This is a genomic window from Bacillus sp. AFS029637 (genome assembly GCF_002584985.1).
Taxonomy (GTDB): domain Bacteria; phylum Bacillota; class Bacilli; order Bacillales; family Bacillaceae_G; genus Bacillus_A.
This window is the reverse complement of record NZ_NUPZ01000021.1, coordinates 30965-55738: the sequence shown is the minus strand read 5'-3', so window position 1 is coordinate 55738 and position 24774 is coordinate 30965. Positions and strand designations below refer to the sequence as shown.

Here is a 24774-nt window from a genome sequence, read left to right as displayed (position 1 = left end):
CACCATAACGTAACATTATCGGTAGCAAGAAAAGGAGAAACCCCACTCTCACAAGGGAACCTCCTTTTTTGTTCTATGGATCTATGCGTTTTTATACAGTCCTATACTGATGCGGTTTTAGGATTCTTTTTTGTTATTGGATTAACCGAAAAACTGTATAAAATTTCGTATGCTCTTAGCGTAGGGATTTTCCGAAATGCTAGCGATCCCCTATAGTTTCTTAATAAAAGCTTCCACTCTATTAACTTGGTTTGATCTTAACATCCTCCTATCGTTCCAAAAACTCAATAAGCGTTTCACATACTTTATCCGTCTCCTCGATATCTGGAAAATGCGCACTATTTTCAAATATAACAAGTTTACTATTTTTCAATTTTCTCGTTATTCTATTACTCATTCCTACACCCGTGTTATAGTCATGCGCCCCGACTATGACACACGTATCAATTTCTAAATCTTTAATGCGCTCAATAAGCGGTAAAGGTGATTTTGTTTCAAAAATAACTTTACTCATCTTCCCTGTATTATTTAACTGACTTTCCTCCCAAAGACTTCGATTTAACTTTGCAAATTCTTCACCTTTAAACAATAGTCGATCTACAGTTTCTTTATCAACTATATTCCACACTTGATTATATCTTTCTTTTAAAGGAATTTCTGACTTGCTTATTATCGATATTTGTTCTTTCATTTCCCCTTTCGTTACTTGTAGAAAACCTTCTATCTGCACAGTATACATATCATTAAAATCATCTAACAATGGTGCTTGTAATACCATTTTTGCGACCTTTTTCGGATATTTCAAAGCATACTCTAAACAAAGCTGTCCACCAAAAGAATATCCTAACAAATTTATCTTCTCTACATTTAATTGCTTTCTTAATTCCTCTAAATCTTCAACTAGAGTATTGATTGAGTACTCACCATCATCTTGTGGTGCCTCACTTCGTCCACATCCTCTTTGTTCGTAATAAACTACAGTCATATATCCTTCTAACCTCAACCCAAGTGTTCTTTCGAATACATAATGATTACCACCTGGACCACCATGTACAATAATAAGAGGAACTGTATTATGAGCTCTCCCTGCAACTTTACACCAATGCAAAATCTCATTGATTTTCAAATAGTGTACACCATCTTGCAACATATACTGAATCACTTATCTTCTCTCCTTATCGCTCATTTACTGCTACTTAAATGTACATATTCTAATTATTAGCATTTTCTCCTTTATTTTTCCGCCTCTAATCTCTTTCCTATTCTGATTCGAAAATTACTAAAACAACAAAAATAAACTTCACATCCATATGAAAATAACTAGGAATTAACAAAAAAACACAACTCAAAATATTTGAGTTGTGCAGATTGTTAAACTACGAGTGACTGGAAATTCTTTTGAAGGTGATGGGAACCTTTTACCGAAAGAAGATGGTATTCCTTTCTCTCAAAAAATTGAACAAGCTAGAGAGTATTGGAAAGGAAATATTAGAAATGAACTTCCTGAGCTACTGATTAATGGCGAAATTGAAGTGGTGGACATTATTGATGATTTTTCAACTGCCAATATGCTATAAACCATATACAAAAAAGTATTGAATTAACCTTCAATACTTTTTTGTATATTCTAATTGAATTATTATTACCTTTTAACCATTTCATAACCATTTACAAAATACTCTATCGTTTCTAACTCATCTTCATTTAATTCTCTATCTATTTCTTGTTTATACGCTGCCTTTATCTTCTCTCTATCACCTTTAAAAGTCTCTGTATAGGTTCCTACTGTTTTCAATAAATGAATTTCTTGTAAAAATTCAGCCCGATTTATAGCCGTCCCATGAGAAAGAATATATGTCTCAGCATCAAATCCCTCTAATTCTTCAATTAACTTAAATGTTCGTTTCGTCGTATAGTTCCTCTTTGCCGAAAAAATATCTGCATATATACAGTCTCCTAAAAACAATATCTTTTCTTCTTTAATATACATAACAACAGAGTCATGTGCATGATCTCCTCCAACATGTTTTAACACACATGTCACTTCACCAAGATCTAATTCAAGCTGATTCTGGAACGTTACGGTCGGAGGAATAATTTTAATGTTTCTTGGTTTTTCACTAAACTCTTTTTTGATACAATCCGCACAAAATTCAATTTCAGTACCTTCTTTTACTCGTGCGTCTAGAGCTGCATCTGTCCATTCATAAGAAACTAATGTATTCATCTCTTTTTTTGTTTCAGAATACGCAATAGATAATGCATCTTGCAGTACAGGCAATCCAAAAATATGATCCCAGTGCCAATGGGTTAACGCCACAAAATCAGGACTTGATACATTCTGTTCTTTTAACATTTCTAAAAATAATTGTGCATGTGCTTCTGAATTCCCTGCATCAATCATTAAAGTTTTCTCTTTTCCAACGACCATTCCTAATATAGGTCTATCCGTTTCAGAAACAGGTGTCATATACCAAAATGAGTTTCCTATTTTTTTAATTTGTTGCATAACTAATCCCTCCATTTACTACTACTCTCTTCAATTTAATATGTAAATTATAATAAATTTACAGTTTTTTCTCTATAATTAGTCATAATAATTTGGACTAATCTAACTTTCCCTCTCGTAAGCTAAAAATAAGGGTATAGAATCGGAGTGTGATACTATGGAACGATTATGGATTCCAATGATTGTTACGTTTTTTTCATTCGGGGGATTACTATTAGGAGGGGCAGTTGGAGTAGCAACACGCCAACTAATTGAAGAAAAAATGCATCGTTTATACGCATTATGTGGTGGGATTTTGTTTGGACTTTTATCACTTGAAATTATTCCTGAAACATTTTCAGGCTATGAAATAATTGGTCCTATACTTGGTATAGCTATCGGTATTTTAGTTATGAGCTTATTAGATAACTATTTTCATCATCCAATGATACATAAAAAAGATCAACAAGCATGGCAAACTTTCCTTTTTCTCTCTTTCGCTATATTCATTCACAATATGCCAAGTGGATTCGCCTTAGGCACAGCTTTTATTAGTCATGCCGAATCTGCCATTCCCTTTTTAATAGCAATTGTTATTCATCATATTCCAGAAGGATTAGCTTTAATAATCCCCTTTCTCTTTACAAAGCATAAATATATTTCCTTTTTATTAACAACTTTATTACTCTCTCTTATTCTCGGTACCGGTACGGTTTTTGGCATTTTGATGGAAGGAAAAGCTCTTCACCTGCAAGGGCTCATTATGGGAAGTGCTATCGGTTCACTTGGCTATGTCACAATTCATGAAATGCTTTGGAAAGCTAAAAAACAGCTCTCTTTCCTTACGTTTTTAACATGGGCAACTAGTGGTTTATTACTAATAACAGTATTTACACTATTCGCTGGTCATCATTAAAGCTAAAATTTTTTTCATTTGTATATTTTTCCTTTTTCTCCAAAACATAATGTTATCTACCTATTATAAGGAGGAACCATTATGTTTGAGAAAACAGCTGGTGAAGCATTAGTTGATTTATTAATTGACTGGGGAGTAGAACACATATACGGTATGCCTGGGGATTCCATCAATTCTATAATTGAAGCTTTAAGAAAAAAACAAGACAAAATTAAATTCATCCAAGTTCGCCACGAAGAAGCTGGCGCATTAGCAGCGGCTGCCTATGCGAAATTAACAGGAAAACTAGGCGTATGTATGGCTATTGCAGGACCAGGTGCAATCCATTTACTCAATGGTTTATATGATGCCAAACTCGATAAAGCCCCTGTACTAGCAATTTCAGGACAAGTAGAAAGCGATTTGCTCGGAACAGATTTTTTCCAAGAAGTAAACTTGGAAAGAATGTTTGATGATGTTGCGGTTTATAACCAGCGCATTATGTCAGCAGAACAGTTACCTGCTGTAGTGAACCAAGCCATTCGAATGGCTTATACGAAAAAAGGTGTGTCCGTTCTTACTATTCCAGATGATGTGCCGAAATTTGAAGTGAAAAATGGTGCTCGTGTTACAAACACTTCTTTTACATTGCCTGAGCTATTTCCTCAAAAAGAAGATTTATCTGCCGCGAAACTCGCAATAAATGAAGCGACAAAGCCTGTTATTTTAGCTGGAAAAGGCGCAAAACATGCGAGAGAGTCTTTACTTGCATTTGCAGAACACATTGGCGCTCCAATCGTTCTTACCTTACCAGCTAAAGGAATTATTCCTGATGAACACCCTCTTTGTATCGGTGGATTAGGATTAATTGGAACGAAACCTTCTTATGAAGCAATGAAACATGCGGATACTTTAATTATGGTTGGTACTTCTTATCCATTTACTGGTTTCTTACCCGAAAAGGCAAAAACAATTCATATCGATACAGATCCTGCCCAAATCGGAAAGCGTTATGTGACAGATATCGGCTTAGCTGGTGATGCTGATAAAACATTAAAATGGTTAGTTGCAAATGTTGAAAAACATGAAGACCATACTTTCTTAGAACACCATCAAGAAATGATGAAAAAGTGGGAAGAAAAATTACACAATCAAGAAGAAGACTCATCCACTCCAATTAAACCACAGCGAGTTATGCATGCCTTACAGCAAGTGGCAGAAGATGATGCAATCCTTTCAGTCGATGTTGGCAATGTAACAGTATGGACAGCAAGACATTTCCGTATGACAAACCAACAATTTATCATTTCTAGCTGGCTTGCAACACTTGGTTGTGGTTTACCTGGTGCCCTCGCTGGGAAAATTGCGTTCCCGGATAAACAAGTGTTTGCAGTTTGTGGTGATGGTGGGTTTGGAATGACAATGAACGACTTTGTAACAGCTGTTAAATATAAGCTACCAATCGTTGTTGTCGTATTGAACAACAATAAAATTGCTATGATTAAATTCGAGCAAGAGGTTATGGGTAATATAGAATTCGGCACAGATTTAACAAACCCTGATTTTGCAAAATACGCAGAAGCTTGTGGTGGTATTGGATACCGTGTTGAGAATTTAGATGAACTACTTCCTGCTTTCGAAAGTGCAGTAAAACAAAACAGACCGTGTATTATTGATGTAGTTGTAGATGTAAATGAAGCACCAATGCCAGCAAAAATCACATTTGGTCAAGCAGCTGGTTATACGAAACATATGATAAAAGAATTATTTGAAGAAGGTAAAATTGATTTACCTCCCCTTTAAACAAAATAAGATAGCTGAAAACAAATTGTCTTCAGCTATCTTATTTTATTTTTGTACCTCTCTATAAAAAGAAATATTATTCACATTAGACTGTATTTTCTTATCTACTTTCACTTCTTTATTTTCCCTCTTTGGCCTTTTCACATTTCCTAGCTTAACTGCCTCTTGCATACTATTACTAATATCACGAATGATTTTTGAGTATTCACATTAATATTATCTACTTAATTAAGTCTTTTTTTCAAGTGACATATCAGCGATATTTTATATCTATTTCGTATATGTGTTAGCAAGCTCGTTTGCAAACTTGTTAGCGCTTTTTTATAAAATTTGTATAATGCTTTAAAAAGTATGAATCCGTTTTAATCAATCTTTTTCAAAATGGATTCCTTTTGTCTCTTATCAATATTCATATGTTACAATAGTACCAGTAGTATCAGTAAAACCATTAAAACAATTAGAGCAACCACCACAGCCGCCACAACTAAAGCAACCGAAGCAACCAAAACAACGGAATCCACCACAACGAAATCCACCACCACCACAACGACCACAACCGCCACAGCGACGAGCAGCATCTTCTATATAGTAATATGGATATTGATTTTGCTGGTCCCAATACACAATATTTCCAGAATGGTAATCATTCAGGCTTAACGTTTGTAGTTCTTGTTGAAACTTATTCATTTTCATAACCTCCATTTATTAACTACGACCCCATAGATGCTTTCCTATATTTCTGTCTGTTAAATCTAAGTAGAAATAGCGCTATAAACTAAGTTCAATACGTACACCAACAAAATATGACCTATCACTAGATGATGCACCTTGTTCATATACCCATTTTTAGTTTTTTTACTATGGGTTCATTTTTATAAATGGAAATTATAATTTCCCTGGTGCACTTGCTGGAAAAATTGCTTTTCCGTATAAACAAGTATTTGCAGTTTTACCTCCCCTTTAAAATATAAAAAAGGTAGCTGAAAACTTATTATTTTCAGCTACCTTCCTCTATTTTGATAGCTCTCTATGAAATGAAAAACCGTTCACGGTAGGCTGCGATTGTTTCTCTACTTTCACTTCTTTATCCTTCTTCTTTGGCATTCTTACGTTTCCTAGTTTTATCGCATCTTGCATACTATTACTAATCAGATTTCCCGACAATATTGTCATACTATAGAAAGCGATTGGTATTAATACAATCCATGTGTGTGTAGTTAAGTGACGGAAGTTTTGGCCAATTAATCCTGTCCATTCTTTTGTTACACTATCTGGATCTAATCCAAACATTATCGTTCCTCCGAAAAACAACTTAAGTAAACCAAGATGCATAAGAAGTAATAGCACACTTACAAATTGTTGAGCTACTAATAAAAGAAAAGATGGTAACATATGTGGCCATACATGGTGCTTCAGTCTCTGCCACTTACTTCCTCCAAGCACTGTTGCCGCCAACATAAATTCTTCTTTCTTAATACGCTTCACTTCTTGCGCTACATACAACATAACTGTCGGTACTGCAAGACATGTAAGAACTAAAATTTGAAATGCAACTCGCAAATGAAACGGAGCAGCTGCCTCCCCACTGTCGAACATTAAAACTTCCTTTAATATAAAATAGGAAATCATAATCATCGGTACAATACTAAAGGGATCAAAAAAGGATGAAATAACTGGAAATGAGCGTTTACTGTACATACCAAGTAATAAGCCAATAGCTCCGCCAATTACTACACGTAAAACTGCGATAACGATACTCGCTCCTACGGTCCATTTTGCCCCTTCTATTATTAATTGAAAAAGATCGCGTCCTTTCACATCAGTTCCGAACCAAAATTTACTAGATGGTGAAAATGGAGCAGCCTCTAATTCTCCCTTCTCGTTATACATCATCGTTATTTCACGAATATTCCCATCAAAAAACACCGTATTTCCAATACTAACAATCATTAATACACTCAAAAAAGTAACACCTATCCAAAATCTAACATCCCTTTTTACAACTTGCCACATGTTACACACGCTCCTTTATAACATTTTGCAGCAGCGTATGTAATATACGAAATAGTATAAAAAGCGGTACGTATAATATAACTAAACTCACTGTAAATATTTCTAATTTAGAATTTTCTTTTACAAAAACAAACATGCCGTACGTATTAAATAGCCATTCAATAATATATAAATTTGATAACATAAATAAAATATTTGTTTTTGCATAATAGACTGTTGTTAACAAGACATTTCTTGAAATATGATGCGTCAAAATATATCTTAAACTTAATCCTTTACTCTTGGCAAATATACTATAATCTTTCTCTAATTCTTCTCTAAAACGTAATAATAGTAGCTTAATAAATAATAATGTTGTAGGTATAGCAAGGCATATTATTGGTAACATGCGCACTTTTTCCTCACCCAATCCCGCATGTTTCACCGGCATAAATCCTGTTTTTTGAAAGATAATTACAACTAGAAGCTGAGATAGTAAAATTAATAAAATATCTGGAATACTTTCAAGCGCTACAAAAACTCCATTCCATATTCGTTGCTTTGATTGCGAGCGTTGTAATACCCACACGACGATAAAATATGCAATAAGTAAAGATAGTATAAATGCGGAAAGGAACACAAACATTGTCTCTACATAATGAATCCATATTTGTGGAAATAACTTTCTTGAATTCCGAAATCCATAAGTAATTTCACCCGGTTGAAGTAACTTCTCTCCAAGAAACACAACTGTGTTCCAAAAACCGATTAAATCAATTTGCAGTCCTTTAAATAAACGTGGTAGCGCCCCTAAAAAAAGAATACAAATAAATGCGGCAAACAATTGTAAACATGTAACCCCACACCACTTACCAATTCGAATAAACATAACAATTACCCCTTTTATTTAAATGAATATTCAGAAATAAATACCATGTATTGTGCCTATACCTTGTAATGAAATCACCCCTCTCTCGACAAAACGTTGCGATTCCCGTCATTTCTCGGAGCTGTATTATATTTTTCGACTTTTATCCAACATTTTCCTTCTCAATTCATTACATACTAGAAAAGAGCCCTTGTTTTCAAAACAAGGGCTTTTTTCTTAAACTATTTTGCTACCTCTTCTTTCGGCATTACCATACCTTTATACAATTGAACCGTTATCCAGTAATAAATAAAGTAAATGACCAAGAAGATCCCTATCGGCACCCATACTTTCACAAATGGGTCAACTAATATAAAGCTGAATAAGTTAAGCCCTACTAACACGTGGGAAATACCAATAATCGCTGGGAAGATAAATAAATATGAAATTTCTTTATATATACTTTTCGTTAACATACTGCGTCTCACACCGATTTTTCGTAACATTTCATAGCGGCGTACGTCACGTGAAGCACCTGTTAATATTTTGAACATAAGGGAACTTGCCATCATTGCTAAAAAGGCAATTCCGAGGAAAAATCCCATAAACATTGTTCCGCTCATGAAACTGTTCATGAACTGATAAATTGTCATTTTCGTATATAGTTCTACTTTTGCACCTATTGTTTTTTCAATTAATTCTTTTTGTCTCTTATCTATGTCGAGCAACAATGGTTTATATTTTTTCATATCGTCTACTCTTACTAGTATTACACTATGTTCTGTTCCTTGAACTGCCTTATAATGCTCCTCATCAGCAATTCTTACAGGTTTTCCGTTAAATTGATTATGTGTAATTTGTATTTCTCTTACAACTGCATCTTCCCAATCTTTTGGCATGCGAGGAAGCTTATTCGCTGCTTCGGGAGCGTCCAAAGCAGAATAGACAGGTTCAGTTAAAGGTTCAGCCACACGTTTACGTGCAGGCTCTTTTAAAGTTTTTGTATCAAAATGATCGGAAACAAGTGGCGGTTTTGCAGTTAAGTCGTTACGTAAGTAATACACCGCTTCTCCATCTACTTTATACTTATACTTGCTTTCTTCAACAATTTCCATTTCTTTTAATGCTGCTCTATCTTGTTCATTTGGATCATGAATGACAACATCATAAACACGTGAGAAGTCTGTCATAATACCTACATTTTTTTGAAATGCCATACCTGCTGTCATTGCACCTGCACCTAATGCAATTAGCATCGCTACAGTGCCTAATACTCTCGATAAACTATTTACTCGAAAGCGTAGCTGTGCATATGTAAAACTATTTAAGCCCGTTTCATTTCGTTTTTTATTTCCTTTAATTTTCATCACAAAAAATGGGAGCAATGAACTGAAAATAAAATACGTTCCAAGTGTCGTAACGATTGTCGCTATTATAAAACCGACTTCCGCAAATAATTTTATATTCACCATAAAATAGTACCCTGTACTTACTAGTAACATACCAAATACTGTCATTATAATAATGCGAGTTTTACTTTTCTTCACTTCATCTAATGTTTCATCTTCACGAATTAACTCTAGTTCTGTTTTACGTAATAAACGGATGCTATTCATTAAACCAGTAATAAAAAATAGTATTAAGAAGAATATAGCTGTAACTATAATCGCTGGTGTATATACAGATGAATAACTACCTTTTGCTGAAATTTCCATGCCATTTATTAAAAAGTTTCCTGCTACACTTGCTAGTAACATTCCTACTAAAATACCGATAATAATACTAACAATACCCATACCGAATGTTTCAATAAATAATAGCTGTGCTACTTTTTTCTTTTTTGCTCCAAGCATCATGTACATACCTAGTTCTTTTCTTCTTAATGTGAGCAAGAAAGAGTTGGCATATATAATATAAAATACCGTAATGAAAGATAATAGTATTGCACCAACCCAGAAGACGAGTCTAATACTACTAATCAGACTATTATCTTTCGTAAATTCACTATTCATCGCCATCGTTTGGAACATATAAAAAATACTAATACTAATAACGAGACCAATCAGTAAAACCATATAGTCTTTTAACATCTTTTTCATACTATGACGTGATAATTTGAATAACATAGTCTCGCCCCCCTACTTAGACTCAGCAGCTGAGCCCATATGAGCAAGCACACCTAAAATGTCTTGATAGAAATTTTCTCGTGTTCCTTGACGATGTAACTCTTTATATAGAAGACCGTCTTGAATAAATAAAATACGTTCACAATAACTCGCACTAAAAGCATCGTGTGTAACCATTAAAATACTTACATTGTGATTTTCATGTAAATCTTGCATCGCTTCTAATAAACTTTTTGCGTTTTTACTATCAAGCGCTCCTGTCGGTTCATCTGCTAATACGATTGCTGGATTATGTACTAAAGCTCGTGCTGCCGCTGTTCTTTGCTTTTGACCGCCAGAAACAGCGGACGGATATTTCGTTAAAATTTCAGTAATCCCTAATTTATTTGCAACTTCATTGACCTTTCCAGTAATCTCACTTGATGGTACTCCTTGCAAAGAAAGTGGTAAAGCGATGTTTTCATAAATTGATAAATTTTCTAGTAAGTTAAAATCTTGAAAAATGAATCCTAATTTTTGAGATCGAAAATCTGATAATGCATTACCTTTCATAGAAGTAATATTTATGCCAGCTATCGTCACACTACCACCAGTCGCTTGATCAAGTGTACTAATCACATTAAGTAATGTCGTTTTTCCAGATCCAGAAGGACCCATAATCCCTACAAACTCCCCTTCTTTAATACTTAATGAAACACCCCTTAATGCTTTCGACTGATTTTCATTTCTTTTCCCATACGTTTTTTCTACACTTTCTACAGTTACTACATTTGTTGACATCACTTTCACTCCATCCCTTTTGTATAGTATAAATTTCTCATATATTTCTTATCTTTTTCTCATGTAAATCCTTAAGAATTTTTTAACTTTTCAAATATAAAGAGTTACATAAGTACCATGAACCTATCTCCTACTTCATATTCTCACTTTTCTAAAACTCGTTCATTCGATTTCCCTTACATTTACCTTACAATTTTGTAAGGTAGAAAAGAAAACACACCACTTGGAAATAAACCGCAAAATCGGGACACAGATTAAAACACTCAAACAATCTGCTCCAATTCACTTAACTCTTTTGCCCCATTCCCAAAAAGATATTGTTTTCCTACAAATAATTGAAAACAATACGTTTGATCTGTACGATACCATTTCATCCATATCTTAATTTGAGAAACATTTTAATTCGGAGTAAATGTCCCTCGATTACTATTGGCTTTAGTTGTAATATCCTTAACCGTAATGGAGTCCATCCCTTTTTCATGTATTAATTCAGTTCGTGCATCACGTATTGCTTCTTTAGTACGAGCTATACGTAAATCAGTATATGCTTTTGCCAATTTTTCCCCTCCTAAATTTTTTTAGACATATTTTTATAAGGTGTTCAGAATACAACAGATCAGCTATTTCTGTTTATTGAACGCATGCGATACACAAACTATAATAATAAATATAAATAACCGACACTATGTTGGTTAAAAAATAGGAGGTATAAAAATGAAAAACCAAGTATCACTAGTAGTCGAACATGAATTGAATGACGTAACACCAGAAATGATTGACTGGTGGTGGGATAATATTGATAACTCTGAACGATATAAACTATGGCACCCAGAAGAGCATGTTGATTTTAAGTGGTTAGTTGACCCTAAAGTACATGGACACGTAGGAGCCATATCAGCTTCGATTGAATCTGCGGGGGATGGACTAGAATTCCCACTAAGAATTAGATGGGAAGACCCTAAAGATTGTCCTATAAATACCCATTACAGCCATGTTTTAATGGGTTCATGTTTAGATGATGATGACGATGTAATTTCACAAGTAATACATCAATACGAAAAATCCGAAAACGGTACAGTAATGACTTCTACATTCATTTTCCCGAAAGGATTACCACCATTTATTAATCTAAGTGGTTTATATAAACACAATGTAGAAGAAATGAGTCAGTTCAGTAAATTTTTACCGCAACTTTTTGAAGAAAATCTGTAAGACAACTTAACAGCTTTACTTGTAATAAGTGACTAACTAGAAAACAAATTGGCCTCCAATGTTTTAGATACGTCTAAAATACTGGAGGCCATTCAATATCGAATCAATCCATTTCCACTTCCACTTTACTTCTTCTCGGTAACATACTCTTCCCTTCAAATGAAAAACACCTCCATTGAAATTACATACTTAGTATGCCAATTCAGGAGATGTTTTTTCATGTACCACTATTCGAGTTTACTTCATTAAAATGGTGTATTTTCTAATCAATTTTTATTTTCTATTCTTTATTTCCTCTTCAATACTTGCCGCAAATATATTTAACGAAACACCTTCCGACTTCTCTTCTCCATATTTCCGTACATTTACAGCTTTGCTTTCCATTTCTTTATCACCAATAACGAGAACATACGGTACTTTTTGCATTTGTGCTTCTCTTATTTTATATCCTAATTTTTCATCTCGCATATCTTGCTCAACACGAATACCAGCTTGCGCTAATTTATTTACCACTTCATTTGCATATTGTTCATGTACTGCATTTGAAACTGGAATTACTTTTACTTGAACTGGTGCCACCCATGCCGGGAACGCGCCTCCAAAGTGCTCAATTAATATTGCTAAGAAACGATCTAAGGATCCTAAAACTGCTCGGTGAATGACAACTGGTCTTTTCTTTTCATTCTTCTCATCTATATAATTCAAATCAAATTTCTCTGGCATTTGGAAATCAAGCTGGATTGTTCCGCACTGATGACTTCTATTTAAAGCATCTTTTATATGGAAATCAATTTTTGGCCCGTAAAAAGCACCGTCCCCTTCATTTAGTCTATATTTATAATTCAATGAATGCAATACATTTGCTAACGCCGCTTCTGCTTGCTCCCATAATTTATCGTCACCCATTGAATCTTCTGGACGAGTAGATAGCTCTACTTCATATTCAAATCCAAAAGTTTTATATACGTAATCAATTTGTGCCATTACTGATTTGATCTCATCTTCAATTTGTTCTGGTGTTACGAATAAATGAGCATCATCTTGGCAGAAAGTACGAACTCTTAATAATCCGTTTAAAGCACCACTAAATTCATGTCGATGTACTTGACCAAACTCACACATGCGAATCGGTAATTCACGATAAGAATGCAATTTATTTTTAAACATAAGCATATGTCCAGGGCAGTTCATCGGTTTTAATGCAAAACTTTTATGATCTACTTCTGAGAAATACATATTGTCCTTATAGTGACCCCAATGCCCTGATTTCTCCCATAATTCTTGGTTCATCATGAACGGAGTGCGTACTTCTTGATAATTGTACTCTTTTTGAATGCCTCTTAAAAATGCTTCTAATTCGTTACGAATAATCTGTCCTTTCGGTAAATAAAACGGCATTCCCGGAGCCTCTTCAGAAAACATAAATAACTCCAATTCACTACCTAACTTACGATGATTTCTCTTTGCTGCTTCCTCAACAAAATGTAAATACTCTTCTAATTCTTTTTGAGAAGAAAATGCAACACCGTATATGCGCTGAAGCACTTGATTGTTACTATCACCTCGCCAATATGCACCAGAAACGTTAGTTAATTGAAATGCTTTCAAATACCCTGTAGATGGTAAATGGGGTCCTCTACATAAATCTACAAATTCACCTTGTTTATAAAGTGTTACACTTTCCTCATTAGGAATTGCTTCTAAAAGTTCTAATTTCAAAAGATCGTTCATTTCTTGAAATAATTTTTCTGCTTCTTCTCGAGAAACCTCAACTCGCTCTATATTTATATTTTCTTTTATAATATTTTTCATTTCTTTTTCGATTTTTGGTAAATCTTCTACGTTTACACTACTTGGAAGATCCATATCATAATAAAATCCATTTTCAATAACTGGCCCTACTCCAAGCTTTATATCACCATACAATCTTTTTACAGCTTGCGCTAAAATATGTGCCGCGGAGTGTCTTGTAATTTCTACACCTTCATCGGAATCCATAGAAACGATTTCTACTTCCGCATTTTCTTCAATATTTCGGCGTAAATCATATAACTGATCATTTACTTTTCCTGCAACTGCTTTCTTTTTTAAACTGCTGCTAATGGATCCAGCTATTTCTTCTAAAGTAATTCCTTTCACAAACTCTTTAACACTACCATCCGGAAATTTAATTTCAATCATCTGTTCTTTCATTTTTCATCTCTCCATTTCATAATAAAAAGCACACTCATCCCTAAAATAGGGACGAGCGTGCTTATACCCGTGGTTCCACCCAGATTCCCATTGTAAACAAACAATGGCTTCTTTTACGGTAACGTCGTTTACACGGCACTAGATACTTAATTTCCCCAGTGCAGCTCTAAGGTGGTAAGTTATTTTTCTGCGTTAGGAAGTTCTCAGCTTTCCTTCCTTCTCTGTATAACCGGGTAAAATAACTCGTGTCCTTTTCTTTGCTTTTATAAGTACATCCATTAATTGTTATTTACTATATCTTATTCATTTTATTTTTGCAAGTGTTAAAAAAAATTTTATTTAATAAAAAAAGAAACCAAAAATAGATTTTTGGTTTCACTTCACAATTTTACCAATCTTGTGGTTCGTAATTTAAGTCTGAAAATAGACGTCTTTTCTCTTTTTTCGTTAAATCTCTCCACTGTCCAACAGGTAAATTATTCAATTCAATATTCATAATTCTCGTACGTTTTAACGTGTATACTTGATAACCTAAAGCTTCACACATACGACGAATTTGGCGATTCAACCCTTGTGTCAAAATAATTTGGAACTCATATTTTGATAACTGTGTGATCTCACAAGGTAGCGTTTTCGTTCCTAAAATTTTCACACCAGCTGCCATTTTCTCTAGAAAATCAGGTGTAATTGGCTTATCTACTGAAACGATATATTCTTTCTCATGTTTGTTTTCCGCACGTAAAATTTCATTAACGATATCGCCATCATTCGTTAACAAAATTAAGCCGTCTGAGTCTTTATCGAGACGTCCAATATGACTAATTCGTAAAGGATGATTCACTAAATCGATAATATTACCTTTTACTGATTTTTCACTTGTACATGTAATACCTACTGGTTTATTTAAAGCGATATATACGTGATCTCGAGCAATACGAAGTTGCTCTCCATTTACGCGCACATCATCACCTGGATTTACTTGGTCACCAATTTTTGCAACCTTACCGTTAATAATTACTCTTCTCTCATTAATTAATTTATCTGCTCCACGTCGGGACGCTTTTCCAGCTTCACTAATAAATTTATTGATACGCAAATTAGGCACATCCTTTTCTAAACAAAATTTCAAGCTCACACTGCTACTACCGTACAATACAAAAGGGTAAGCCTTCTATTATAACTTAAATATATTAACATGAAAGGGTATATGACGTCTTCTATTAATTACTCGTTTATAAGAAAATATCTTTATTATACATTCATTTATGCACTTTTTCTGCGCTTAATATACAAGCCACTCTTCCTTACATACAGCTTGTTTTCCTCTTATATCTTCTAAATCCTCATGAATATTAGCTAGTTTATACAACTCTGGGAAAATCTCTTCTACATAATTTTGATGTGCCATTTCATCTTTCCAATAAGTTAACACGATGTAACGATTTTCAGTTTTTAAAGACTTCCCAACTACTCCACCTATCATCCCTTTTACTTTTTCCATTCCTTTATTCCAAATCGTTTCTTGTTTATGTAAAAAGTACTTTTCCTTTTCCAACTTTATATCACATATAGCAACTCTTACGAATGATCCTTCTGTAACAACATCTTTCAAAGGCGTATTAGTTATATCATACAACGTTTGAAACAATTCAATTTCACATGAAAGGAACGTATCCTCTTGTTTACTATTTAAATAAATTGTATCGTGAGCACCATTTATAAATGATTGATATTTACTTCTATCTTCCCATAAAGTAAATACACATGCCTCCTCTTCACTCCATCCACCAAATTGCCCATGAAAACCATCTAAGTGCTGTATATCACGCCATTTTTCTTGTGCTCTTGAAAATAATTCCTTTTTCTCTTCTGCTACCTTACAGTAGATTGTTTTTAGTAACATTTTTAATTCCCCCTTATCTTACATTCCATTTCCCATCTGCAATACTTTCTACTTTTTCCCCTAAACGAATATTATTTTTACTCTCTATTTCTTCAGCTCTTATATGTATTAAAGAAGGCCTTTTCATCTCGTATCCTTGTTCAACACACAGATTTATCTTTTCTGTTCCAAAAATTACGATACTTTAAAAGATACGCTGCTAAACATCCATTTGAACTTCCTGTTGTCACATCTTCCAGGATCCCATAATAGTCTGCAAAATCACGAACATTTAGATCATTTATTTGTTTACATAACATGATTATATTCTTCTAGTTATCTATAGAATTCAAAAAAACATCCGCTCTTTCTATCAGCCATTCACCAAACGTATTTAAAAATAATAAAATTTCATTTATATCATTTATCGGTTCAATTACATATTGTAATGCCTTTCTCATATTTTCTTCTTGTTCGGGAAAATGCTTACTGAATAGTGTATACGCTGGGTATAAATCTCTTGAATACAGCCCTTCTCTATCAATAGTTAATGCTAGACCTGCTCTGATTATGATCTTCATTATCCAACGGCAACAATCCGCAATATCATCCACGCCTTTATTATAAATTAATTCTTTGCGTGCTTGTCCAATTTGTTTCCGCAATTGAATAAGGTGTTCATAGGCTAACTCCTGACTAACTTTATATTTAGGTAAAGACAATGTTACATCTTCACCAAATATACATACTCCATGTGTCTGTATCATGAAGCTTATAAAAGAAAAACTCTTGGAATTTATCACCTCTTTTTTACTGTAAAAACTCAATTCCACTCCTGTTATACAATTAAACTTTTGCAAACTTTGAACTTCTAGTTTCTTTCGCCAGCTTAAGTCTATTAATTTAGGATCCTTTCGTACTACTATAATCACATCTATATCTGCAACTCCTTCAATTCCAATCCCCCTTGGAATTGAGCCTCTTATATAAACACTGTGTAAATCATCCTGTAACAATTCACAACAAGTATTTTTTATTTCTCGTATGGCCCCCATAAATATAGGTTGAACTTTTTCAATATGTGCATCATTTATAATATATCCTTCATCATCAGTAGGACAAAAACGACCTATCTTTTTTATACTTGGCAAATTATCATCTCATCTCCATACTAAATATTATTTTATTTTATACACATAGTAATTATAATTCAAATAATTCAGAATTATAATTCGAAAAAGATAGGAAGTAAACAATCCTACAATACCATTCACTTCCTATCTCTTTTATTATCAATTATTTTTCAAATAAATAATATGTAATTTCTCCCGGATAATGTAATATCGTTACCTTCCTTTCCCCTTTTTTAAAACTAACAGTATGCCCGTTTTCGCCTAAGTCCTCCCATCCAATTACCTTTTTAATAGGCATTACACTTATATATTTATAATCCTCTTCATTATCATCGTTAATATGAATTGCTGACATTGGCACTGGAAAATCTTTAATTTCAGATTCTTTATTCATAAATATGAATGCAATTAAACTAACTAATAACACAGCAATTGAAATATTTGAAACTAGTTTTCTTCTATTCATTTTCAATAAAAATCCTTTCTTCCCGCATAGTACTTTCATCATTTTACTAAATTCAATTATTTAAGTATACAGTTAATTCTATCCTAAATTACCTACCTTTAATAACATCACTGTTGCATATTGTAATTATAGGATATTTAACTTTGGAGGCGTTACACATTGAAGAAATGGCTTTTAAATAAATGGACAATTGTTATTTCTATTTTTATCATTACCAGTACAGTTTTCTACACAATTAAAGATAAAAATAATAACGAAAAAATCACTGTAGAAACGGTTAATACAAAAAACATTCAAAACTAAATTGCAACCTAAAATTAATGAATTAACTAATAATTATAATGACATCATCGAAAAAGATTGGTTACCTGCTTGGGAAGAAATTAACACGAACGGAGATTCAGTAAACAGAGATAAACTATTAGTTACAATGAGTGCTATTTCCAAACAATATGAAAAAATTTTGAACGAAATAGACACTATGAAAATTAAAGAAAATATATCGGAAGTACAAATACAAGAACAACTAGTTTATTTCACAACTGAATTTAAGACTGCTTCTAAATTTATGAAAAACGCGGCGGATTTAATTATAGACGGAACCACTAACTCTACTCCAAACAGTATAATAATTAAAAATACAAAACATGCTTTAGGGCTTGCAGATCAACATATTGTCATCGCTTTATCTACTTTAACTGAAGTTGAAGAGAAATTAGGACTTGCAAAAAAATAAAACTGTTTATTATTTTAAAATAAAAAAAGATTGCATTTCACATTTTGTCTGTCTATAATGTTTTTATTGATTTACAATCAATGTTTTTATAAATTTTATAATTCGGATGAACCATTCAGGAGAAGGTCTATTGATCTACCGACGGGGCAAAAAGTTGTTAACCGACTTTGAAACTCTCAGGTCTTGTTTACAAGTAGAACTGCATGGGGACGAATCTCTGGAGAGACTCCCTCTCGCTTTTTTGTAGCGCGGAGGAAAACGAGCACCGAAGGAGCAAATCCGCTACTTTAGCGGATAATCTCTCAGGTAAAAGGACAGAGACAAGCGAAAGAAAAAGCCGATTTGTATCGGTTTATTTTTCTATTCCTTGTTTCTCCAGAGACCATTTCATTTACTTGAAGTGGTTTTTATTTTTTCTAAAAAAGGAGAATAACGATGGAGACAGTAAGTAAAGTATTAGAACAAATCAATCACTATGTGTGGGGATTACCAACGTTGTTGTTACTCGTTGGGACTGGTATCATTCTCACAGTGCGTCTAAAAGGTTTACAGTTTAGTAAATTATTATACGCTCATAAACTTGCATTTAAAAAATCAGAAGATACATCTTCCTCTGGAGATATTAGTCATTTCCAAGCACTTATGACAGCTATGGCGGCAACGATTGGTATGGGAAATATAGCTGGCGTAGCAACCGCAGTTACAATTGGTGGTCCTGGTGCAATTTTTTGGATGTGGATTACTGCTTTGTTCGGTATGGCAACAAAGTATGCCGAAGCAATTCTTGCAGTGAAATACCGTGTTAGTAATGAAAATGGCGAATATTCAGGTGGACCAATGTATTATTTAGAACGTGGTTTAGGTAAGAAATGGCTGGCGGTTTTATTTGCGATATTCGGTACTACTGCTTCTTTCGGTATCGGTAATATGGTGCAATCAAACTCAGTTTCAGAGGCAATGCGAATTAATTTCTCTTTTCCCCCCGCTTTAACTGGTATATTCATGTCATTTTTAATCGCTATCGTTATTTTAGGCGGTGTAAAAAAAATCGGGAAAGTGACAGGATATGTAGTTCCTATTAAAGCTTTCTTTTATATTATTGCTGGCCTTATTATTATTTTCTATCATTACGATCAAATTCCAGAAGCATTTTCACTTATTTTTTCTGGTGCATTTAATGGTACTGCAGCTGCTGGTGGTTTTATCGGTGCAACGGTTGCATCAGCTATTCAAATCGGGATGGCACGCGGTGTATTTGCGAACGAAGCTGGTTTAGGAAGTGCTCCTATCGCGGCAGCGGCAGCAAAAACTGATTCCCCTGCAAAACAAGCACTGGTTTCTATGACTGGTACTTTTCTTGATACATTTATCGTATGTACAATTACAGGACTTGTATTAATTACTACAGGTGCATGGAAGTCAGGTAAAACTGGCGTTGAAGCAACAACTATAGCATTCCAATCTGTATTCGGCACTGCTGGTAGTATGATTCTTGGTATCGCAATTATTCTATTCGCCTACTCTACTATTTTAGGTTGGTCGTATTACGGTGAGAAATGTGTAGCGTATTTATTTGGAGAAGGTGCAGTACGATATTATAAGGCAATCTTCATTGTTATGATTGCTATTGGTGCCAATTTAAAACTAGGCATCGTATGGACATTTGCTGATATTGCAAATGGACTGATGGCAATTCCAAACTTAATTGGCCTAATCGGATTAAGTGGTATTGTTGTCGCTGAAACGAATCGCTTTTTACAAGCAGAGAAATTGAAAGAAAGTCATAAAAAACAGGCTAGTTAATCACTAAAAAAAGAATGGCTTATCTATAATAGCCATTCTTTTTTTTCTATTTCAATTCCTGTCCCTTCTGAACCATATGTAAATAAAGTATAAAATCCATCATTGTTGAAGAGTGACCAAGTTGACGAATCATCGCTGTTATATTTCCTCTATGATATGTACCATGATTTACGACATGTTGTACTAACTCTAAAATTGAAGTTTCTAATTTTCCTACATAAGGGTTTTTAATTACAAATACCGCATTTACATCTCGTATTGTACTTAAAAATTCTTTATATTGATTTGCAATGTTTTCAAACATTTTTTCTAATTCATGTAACGATTTTGTTTCGATTTGCTTTTGTAGCGTTTCTCGATCTTGTATTGCTTCACTCATACTACTGCCATGTAATATGTGTAACCACACTTGGTCTGTAATATAAATATGTGCAAAAGTATCCTTAATTGATGGAAATACACTCTGTATCTTTTCATTAAAGATTGTCTCATAGTTTGGTAATTCCTTTAGTCGATTGAATAATTTTGTATTAGCCCAAGCATGGTAATCAAACTGTTTTAACATGTAATCCTTCAATCTAAATCTCCTCCCTATCCTATAAAACAAATTTTTTGTTTCTTCATTTCCGATTCTCTATCAGCCTTTATAATCCCTTTTTCTTCTATTGAACGTTTATTTATAGTTTTATATTTTACATACGTATAAAATTCTCTTTTAAATGGAAATGGTGTAATTCGAATTGTTTCTTCATCCAGCCATTCAGCTTGAATAGGTTGCTCCTCCTTACTATTAAACATTTCTGTTCCCTCAAAACCATATTTAAATAAGTCAATTTCATCTTTCTTTTTGACACCAGGTTTATTCATACATACATATAAAGAAAGTTCATCACAAAACTTTAATAATCTATAATGTTTATCGAACATCGTAAATTGTTCTTTTGTTAAGGTTTTCAATATTCTTTTTTGTCGTTCCAATTCATTCCTATAAAAAGACATCATCTCTTCGTCTTCTTCATTTAGTGGAAATGATAAAAAGTGTTTACTACACAGTAACGCCCCGTATGGATTAGATTCTTCAATTTCATTTAAACCAATCGTATAAAAAACAAAACGCAATGAGCTTGGACAATCCATAAATGTATACGGGATATTTTTGACATCATTTAAAATTGGTACTTTATCAAGTCCTATCCATCCTCTATCATGTTCATATATTGCATCAATAGTTTCCTTTAAATACTGCTGATTTTCAAAGAAACTTTCTTTTATTTTACTAGCAATCTCTCCAGCTAAAAAACCATGATCATGTTGACGAATTAATATACTTTCTTTCTCATTCTTTTCACGAAAAATCATCCGTATACTCCCCCTCATCTCCATACTACAGCTTTTGGTATACATCAATTCTTAATTAATCCCTGATTATTAGCAGGGATTCAGTCTCTTGCAACGAAATTAACATAACTATACAGCATTCTTTCTAATCATAGAATTAGCTTTATTTTTACTATCTATTATACTAAAACATTCTTTCTAAAAAATTTTTATGAGGTGAAAACATGAACAAAACAGAACTAATTAAAAACGTAGCACAGTCAGCTGATATTTCTCAAAAGGATGCTTCTGCAGCTGTACAATCCGTATTTGACACAATTGCTACTGCATTACAATCTGGCGATAAAGTTCAACTAATTGGATTTGGAACTTTCGAAGTGCGTGAAAGATCTGCTCGTACAGGTCGTAATCCACAAACTGGTGAGGAAATTCAAATCGCTGCTGGTAAAGTTCCAGCATTTAAAGCAGGTAAAGAATTAAAAGAAGCTGTAAAATAAAACAAGAAACCAGCNNGCTGGTTTCTTGTTTTATTTAAGCAATTCCTTTATATTCTCCGCATGATACACTTCACAAATATAAAATATACATTTGCAGTTACTTATAATTTGATATTTTCTAGTCGGATAAACATTCGCGGCAACAGAACATCCATCAAACAATTCGATAATATTTCCGGATGGCTGATATCCTTCGTATAATACGTTTCTTCTTACTTCCATTTTTTCTATAAGTTTTTCAACTGGAATATTTCCATTCTCTAATTCTTGCTTTATAGTATCCGGTAAAAACGATGTGTCCACAAAAATTAGATTTTCAGATAATACCTTACCTTTATAACTAACATTAGATACGCGGTAAAGAAATGTTCCGTTTTTATCAAAGAAATTCTTTACTTCTTTCGGAATGTACTGTCTATCAATTACCTCTTGTTCGAGAACATCCAATTGAACTGTATCATTCAAAAGCTTCTCTAAAGCACGAATAGATGGCGTATCTCCAGAAAATAAAATATTTTTAATTGCTTGTACATTATAAGTTAATTCGCTTTTTCTATTTTCCACCACTAACATGAGGAACACCTCTTCTATAAAATATTTCATTAACTAGTATGAACTTAACGATTTTTCAAAAGTTCTCTTGCATCTAATTGTTGTATTTCATATACGCCCCTTTGTAATATCAATATTGCTTTTATTATAACAAGTACAGAAAATCACTCAATTGATAATCACTTTCATTTATAACCTACACCGAAATGATAATCCCTCTCATTTAACTTGTCAATCTTTTTTTATTTTTCAGATAAATATTTCTACACTTTTGGAAATACAAATATCTATATTGATTTTTTTAGCTTATAAAGATTTCCAAAAAATTTATATACTGTTGATTTCATCATTCGATAAAATTCCGATAATAACAAATCCTGAATAAAGGCAAATACTAAAAACATAGTTCATGAAGAAAAAAGGAAGTGGTTTGTCATCCACTTCCCTTTCATAATTTTATAATATACCGTAAAAAAGCACCCTATTTAATAGGGTGCTTTTTAGTAATAATAGTGTGATAGAAGATTTATATGCTTACGCTACGCTGCGATATTCATCTTCTTGTTCTTTTTTCTGATTAGGTGCTTGAATTAAAAGTGCGATAATAAATGACACGACACATAATACGCCGATCACCATAAAGGTTGGTTTGAATCCACCTAGAAGTGCACCGATAAAGGAACCTGCAAGCGCTCCAAATCCAAATCCTTGATACACAATTCCGTAATTCTTACTGTGGTTTTTCATACCGAAGAAATCACCAACAATAGCTGGGAAAATCGTGATATTTCCACCAAAGCAAAACGCTACACTTGCTACACAGACGAAGTAGATACCATAATTTAAATCTACGAAACTTAGAACCAAGACTGAAGTCGCCATAACAACAAAAGTACCAGTAACGATTTTTAAACGACCGATTTTATCTGATAACGGTCCTAGAATAATACGACCTAATGTATTGAAGATTGCAACCATAGCGACCGCATTAGCTGCTGTTGCTGCAGTAAGCCCTACAAGTTGAACACCAATGTCTTTTACCATGCCAATTAAGTATAAACCACTCATACATGATGTAAATAACATAATAAATAATAAGTATACTTGTTTTGTACCTAACATTTCTTTTGTTGTATATTCCTTAGTTTTTGTTGCTTGAACTGCACCTTGATCAGCAGCTTGATGGATTAAACAAGCACCAATTACAATCATCGTTGTAACAATTACACCCCAATATATAAATGCTTGTGATACACCAACCGATTCAATCAAATATGCGTTAATATATTTAAAGATTAAGCTACCTGAACCATATGCAGCTACAGATATACCAGAGATTAAACCTTTACGTTCTGGGAACCACTTAATTAAATTAGATAGTGAAGTAATATAAGCTGTACCATCTGCGTAACCTACAACAACTCCTGCTAGTACATAAAGTAATACTAGTGAAGACGCTTGTGAGCTAAGCACTAATCCCATTCCTAATGCTAGTCCAGCTATCATAATAAGTTTACGAAGTCCCCATTTTTCTTGCAATTTACTCGCAAACAAAGTTGAAACTGCTAAAGAAAGACTAGTAATTGAGAAAGTTATAGCAACTGCGTTTAGGCTCCAACCGTATTTACTAACTAAAGGCTGATTAAATAAGCTCCATGTATATATCGTTCCAAGCCCCATTTGTACGATGACTGTGCCAAGGACAACAAGCCATGGATTAACTGATGGTTTTTTCATATCATCCCGCCTCCTCTTTCTATTTCAATTGTATTTGCTAAGTTTACTTTTTTCATATTCATCTTAGTCACCTCATTTGATTTAACAACTTCATTGTATAGGATGTTCCTATTGGTGTAAGCACTTACAAGACAGAGCGTCAAATATATGGAATCAGTTACAGAAAACGAAAGGTGAAATACAAAAAAACTGCTTATTAAATACGTAGTAGCTATTTGTATTGTTTTGTGAGTCGTTTTTCATTGATAAAAAACTAAATATTCACTAATATAA

At 33.5% G+C, this 24774-nt stretch carries 22 protein-coding genes, 6 pseudogenes, 1 riboswitch and 1 other annotated feature; of the genes and pseudogenes, 8 read left to right on the top strand and 20 right to left on the bottom strand.

What is annotated here, in order from left to right; genetic code table 11:
- Positions 1–216, top strand: a pseudogene (locus tag COE49_RS27820) (hypothetical protein); the annotation flags it as partial.
- A 52-nt stretch (positions 217–268) separates the two neighbouring features.
- On the opposite strand, the gene COE49_RS09535 reads toward COE49_RS27820, so the two are convergent.
- Positions 269–1162, bottom strand: coding sequence for an alpha/beta fold hydrolase (locus COE49_RS09535; protein WP_088233346.1), 894 nt, complete (start codon positions 1160–1162; stop codon positions 269–271).
- A gap of 196 nt (positions 1163–1358) precedes the next feature.
- Here COE49_RS09535 and COE49_RS09530 point away from each other — a divergent pair.
- Positions 1359–1577 (top strand): annotated as a pseudogene (locus tag COE49_RS09530) (DUF2441 domain-containing protein); the annotation flags it as partial.
- Positions 1578–1642: 65 nt separating this feature from the next.
- On the opposite strand, the gene COE49_RS09525 reads toward COE49_RS09530, so the two are convergent.
- Entirely contained in the window at positions 1643–2524 is an 882-nt protein-coding gene (locus tag COE49_RS09525; protein WP_140417548.1) for an MBL fold metallo-hydrolase, read from the bottom strand.
- Positions 2525–2666: 142 nt separating this feature from the next.
- On the opposite strand from COE49_RS09525, the gene COE49_RS09520 reads away from it, so the two are divergent.
- Positions 2667–3404: a ZIP family metal transporter gene (locus COE49_RS09520; protein ID WP_088233348.1), complete on the top strand. Its 738-nt coding sequence runs from the start codon at positions 2667–2669 to the stop codon at positions 3402–3404.
- Positions 3405–3485: 81 nt separating this feature from the next.
- A complete protein-coding gene (locus COE49_RS09515) occupies positions 3486–5186 on the top strand; it encodes a pyruvate oxidase (protein ID WP_088233349.1) in 1701 nt (566 codons plus the stop codon).
- Between the two features lie 45 nt (positions 5187–5231).
- On the opposite strand, the pseudogene COE49_RS28000 reads toward COE49_RS09515, so the two are convergent.
- From COE49_RS28000 to COE49_RS09480, 8 genes and pseudogenes are all read right to left on the bottom strand, one after another.
- A pseudogene (locus COE49_RS28000) lies at positions 5232–5369 on the bottom strand (peptide ABC transporter permease); the annotation flags it as partial.
- 219 nt (positions 5370–5588) lie between these two features.
- Positions 5589–5879, bottom strand: coding sequence for a heterocycloanthracin/sonorensin family bacteriocin (locus COE49_RS09510; protein ID WP_098945877.1), 291 nt, complete (start codon positions 5877–5879; stop codon positions 5589–5591).
- Between the two features lie 318 nt (positions 5880–6197).
- On the bottom strand, positions 6198–7199 hold the full coding sequence (locus COE49_RS09505; RefSeq protein ID WP_098945876.1) for an ABC transporter permease: 1002 nt from the start codon (positions 7197–7199) through the stop codon (positions 6198–6200).
- Between the two features lies 1 nt (position 7200).
- Positions 7201–8067, bottom strand: a complete 867-nt coding sequence (locus tag COE49_RS09500; protein ID WP_098253440.1) for an ABC transporter permease subunit — start codon at positions 8065–8067, stop codon at positions 7201–7203.
- A gap of 221 nt (positions 8068–8288) precedes the next feature.
- On the bottom strand, positions 8289–10172 hold the full coding sequence (locus COE49_RS09495; protein WP_088233351.1) for an FtsX-like permease family protein: 1884 nt from the start codon (positions 10170–10172) through the stop codon (positions 8289–8291).
- A 12-nt stretch (positions 10173–10184) separates the two neighbouring features.
- Positions 10185–10952, bottom strand: a complete 768-nt coding sequence (locus tag COE49_RS09490) for an ABC transporter ATP-binding protein (protein WP_088233352.1) — start codon at positions 10950–10952, stop codon at positions 10185–10187.
- Positions 10953–11221: 269 nt separating this feature from the next.
- A pseudogene (locus COE49_RS09485) lies at positions 11222–11350 on the bottom strand (IS3-like element ISBt2 family transposase); the annotation flags it as partial.
- A gap of 12 nt (positions 11351–11362) precedes the next feature.
- A pseudogene (locus tag COE49_RS09480) lies at positions 11363–11509 on the bottom strand (TetR/AcrR family transcriptional regulator); the annotation flags it as partial.
- 157 nt (positions 11510–11666) lie between these two features.
- Between COE49_RS09480 and COE49_RS09475 the strand changes: the two are divergent.
- On the top strand, positions 11667–12164 hold the full coding sequence (locus COE49_RS09475) for a DAPG hydrolase family protein (protein ID WP_098253441.1): 498 nt from the start codon (positions 11667–11669) through the stop codon (positions 12162–12164).
- Between the two features lie 273 nt (positions 12165–12437).
- Here COE49_RS09475 and thrS read toward each other — a convergent pair whose 3' ends face one another.
- From thrS to COE49_RS09445, 6 genes are all read right to left on the bottom strand, one after another.
- On the bottom strand, positions 12438–14357 hold the full coding sequence (gene thrS, locus COE49_RS09470) for a threonine--tRNA ligase (RefSeq protein ID WP_088230304.1): 1920 nt from the start codon (positions 14355–14357) through the stop codon (positions 12438–12440).
- A gap of 44 nt (positions 14358–14401) precedes the next feature.
- Positions 14402–14624 (bottom strand) — a binding site (T-box leader).
- 121 nt (positions 14625–14745) lie between these two features.
- Positions 14746–15453 carry a 23S rRNA pseudouridine(2604) synthase RluF gene (rluF, locus tag COE49_RS09465; RefSeq protein ID WP_140417327.1) on the bottom strand — a complete coding sequence of 236 codons (708 nt, stop codon included), beginning with the start codon at positions 15451–15453 and terminating at the stop codon, positions 14746–14748.
- A gap of 186 nt (positions 15454–15639) precedes the next feature.
- Complete coding sequence (locus COE49_RS09460) at positions 15640–16260, bottom strand: YdbC family protein (RefSeq protein ID WP_088230305.1); 621 nt, start codon at positions 16258–16260, stop codon at positions 15640–15642.
- 140 nt (positions 16261–16400) lie between these two features.
- Entirely contained in the window at positions 16401–16559 is a 159-nt protein-coding gene (locus COE49_RS27590) for a PhzF family phenazine biosynthesis protein (protein WP_176548482.1), read from the bottom strand.
- A 12-nt stretch (positions 16560–16571) separates the two neighbouring features.
- The gene (locus tag COE49_RS09450; protein WP_088230306.1) at positions 16572–17390 is read right to left on the bottom strand and encodes a nucleotidyltransferase family protein; all 819 of its coding nucleotides are present in this window, start codon (positions 17388–17390) and stop codon (positions 16572–16574) included.
- Positions 17391–17535: 145 nt separating this feature from the next.
- Positions 17536–17880 carry a hypothetical protein gene (locus tag COE49_RS09445; protein ID WP_098357256.1) on the bottom strand — a complete coding sequence of 115 codons (345 nt, stop codon included), beginning with the start codon at positions 17878–17880 and terminating at the stop codon, positions 17536–17538.
- A gap of 117 nt (positions 17881–17997) precedes the next feature.
- Between COE49_RS09445 and COE49_RS09440 the strand changes: the two are divergent.
- Together COE49_RS09440 and COE49_RS09435 are read left to right on the top strand one after the other, a co-directional pair.
- Positions 17998–18574: pseudogene (locus tag COE49_RS09440) on the top strand (hypothetical protein).
- Between the two features lie 207 nt (positions 18575–18781).
- Positions 18782–18902: riboswitch (glycine riboswitch) on the top strand.
- A gap of 107 nt (positions 18903–19009) precedes the next feature.
- Entirely contained in the window at positions 19010–20377 is a 1368-nt protein-coding gene (locus COE49_RS09435; RefSeq protein ID WP_098945875.1) for an alanine/glycine:cation symporter family protein, read from the top strand.
- A 46-nt stretch (positions 20378–20423) separates the two neighbouring features.
- Here COE49_RS09435 and COE49_RS09430 read toward each other — a convergent pair whose 3' ends face one another.
- Complete coding sequence (locus COE49_RS09430) at positions 20424–20954, bottom strand: DinB family protein (RefSeq protein WP_088230308.1); 531 nt, start codon at positions 20952–20954, stop codon at positions 20424–20426.
- Positions 20955–20968: 14 nt separating this feature from the next.
- Positions 20969–21736, bottom strand: a complete 768-nt coding sequence (locus tag COE49_RS09425) for a DUF3891 family protein (protein WP_088230309.1) — start codon at positions 21734–21736, stop codon at positions 20969–20971.
- A 203-nt stretch (positions 21737–21939) separates the two neighbouring features.
- Between COE49_RS09425 and COE49_RS09420 the strand changes: the two genes are divergently transcribed.
- On the top strand, positions 21940–22212 hold the full coding sequence (locus tag COE49_RS09420; RefSeq protein WP_001043907.1) for an HU family DNA-binding protein: 273 nt from the start codon (positions 21940–21942) through the stop codon (positions 22210–22212).
- Between the two features lie 30 nt (positions 22213–22242).
- On the opposite strand, the gene COE49_RS09415 is transcribed toward COE49_RS09420, so the two are convergent.
- Together COE49_RS09415 and COE49_RS09410 are read right to left on the bottom strand one after the other, a co-directional pair.
- Complete coding sequence (locus COE49_RS09415) at positions 22243–22785, bottom strand: chorismate pyruvate-lyase family protein (RefSeq protein WP_088230310.1); 543 nt, start codon at positions 22783–22785, stop codon at positions 22243–22245.
- 513 nt (positions 22786–23298) lie between these two features.
- Positions 23299–24501, bottom strand: coding sequence for an L-lactate MFS transporter (locus tag COE49_RS09410; RefSeq protein WP_088230311.1), 1203 nt, complete (start codon positions 24499–24501; stop codon positions 23299–23301).
- Positions 24502–24774: the final 273 nt, after the last annotated feature.

What these genes read in the sequence shown, in the direction of transcription:
- COE49_RS09525 (WP_140417548.1), bottom strand. Translation starts at nt 2,524, where the DNA reads ATGGAGGGATTAGTTATGCAACAAATTAAAAAAATAGGAAACTCATTT.
- COE49_RS09520 (WP_088233348.1), top strand. Translation starts at nt 2,667, where the DNA reads ATGGAACGATTATGGATTCCAATGATTGTTACGTTTTTTTCATTCGGG.
- COE49_RS09515 (WP_088233349.1), top strand. Translation starts at nt 3,486, where the DNA reads ATGTTTGAGAAAACAGCTGGTGAAGCATTAGTTGATTTATTAATTGAC.
- COE49_RS09510 (WP_098945877.1), bottom strand. Translation starts at nt 5,879, where the DNA reads ATGAAAATGAATAAGTTTCAACAAGAACTACAAACGTTAAGCCTGAAT.
- COE49_RS09505 (WP_098945876.1), bottom strand. Translation starts at nt 7,199, where the DNA reads ATGTGGCAAGTTGTAAAAAGGGATGTTAGATTTTGGATAGGTGTTACT.
- COE49_RS09500 (WP_098253440.1), bottom strand. Translation starts at nt 8,067, where the DNA reads ATGTTTATTCGAATTGGTAAGTGGTGTGGGGTTACATGTTTACAATTG.
- COE49_RS09495 (WP_088233351.1), bottom strand. Translation starts at nt 10,172, where the DNA reads ATGTTATTCAAATTATCACGTCATAGTATGAAAAAGATGTTAAAAGAC.
- COE49_RS09490 (WP_088233352.1), bottom strand. Translation starts at nt 10,952, where the DNA reads ATGTCAACAAATGTAGTAACTGTAGAAAGTGTAGAAAAAACGTATGGG.
- COE49_RS09475 (WP_098253441.1), top strand. Translation starts at nt 11,667, where the DNA reads ATGAAAAACCAAGTATCACTAGTAGTCGAACATGAATTGAATGACGTA.
- thrS (WP_088230304.1), bottom strand. Translation starts at nt 14,357, where the DNA reads ATGAAAGAACAGATGATTGAAATTAAATTTCCGGATGGTAGTGTTAAA.
- COE49_RS09460 (WP_088230305.1), bottom strand. Translation starts at nt 16,260, where the DNA reads ATGTTACTAAAAACAATCTACTGTAAGGTAGCAGAAGAGAAAAAGGAA.
- COE49_RS27590 (WP_176548482.1), bottom strand. Translation starts at nt 16,559, where the DNA reads ATGTTATGTAAACAAATAAATGATCTAAATGTTCGTGATTTTGCAGAC.
- COE49_RS09445 (WP_098357256.1), bottom strand. Translation starts at nt 17,880, where the DNA reads ATGATGAAAGTACTATGCGGGAAGAAAGGATTTTTATTGAAAATGAAT.
- COE49_RS09435 (WP_098945875.1), top strand. Translation starts at nt 19,010, where the DNA reads ATGGAGACAGTAAGTAAAGTATTAGAACAAATCAATCACTATGTGTGG.
- COE49_RS09425 (WP_088230309.1), bottom strand. Translation starts at nt 21,736, where the DNA reads ATGATTTTTCGTGAAAAGAATGAGAAAGAAAGTATATTAATTCGTCAA.
- COE49_RS09420 (WP_001043907.1), top strand. Translation starts at nt 21,940, where the DNA reads ATGAACAAAACAGAACTAATTAAAAACGTAGCACAGTCAGCTGATATT.
- COE49_RS09415 (WP_088230310.1), bottom strand. Translation starts at nt 22,785, where the DNA reads ATGTTAGTGGTGGAAAATAGAAAAAGCGAATTAACTTATAATGTACAA.
- COE49_RS09410 (WP_088230311.1), bottom strand. Translation starts at nt 24,501, where the DNA reads ATGAAAAAACCATCAGTTAATCCATGGCTTGTTGTCCTTGGCACAGTC.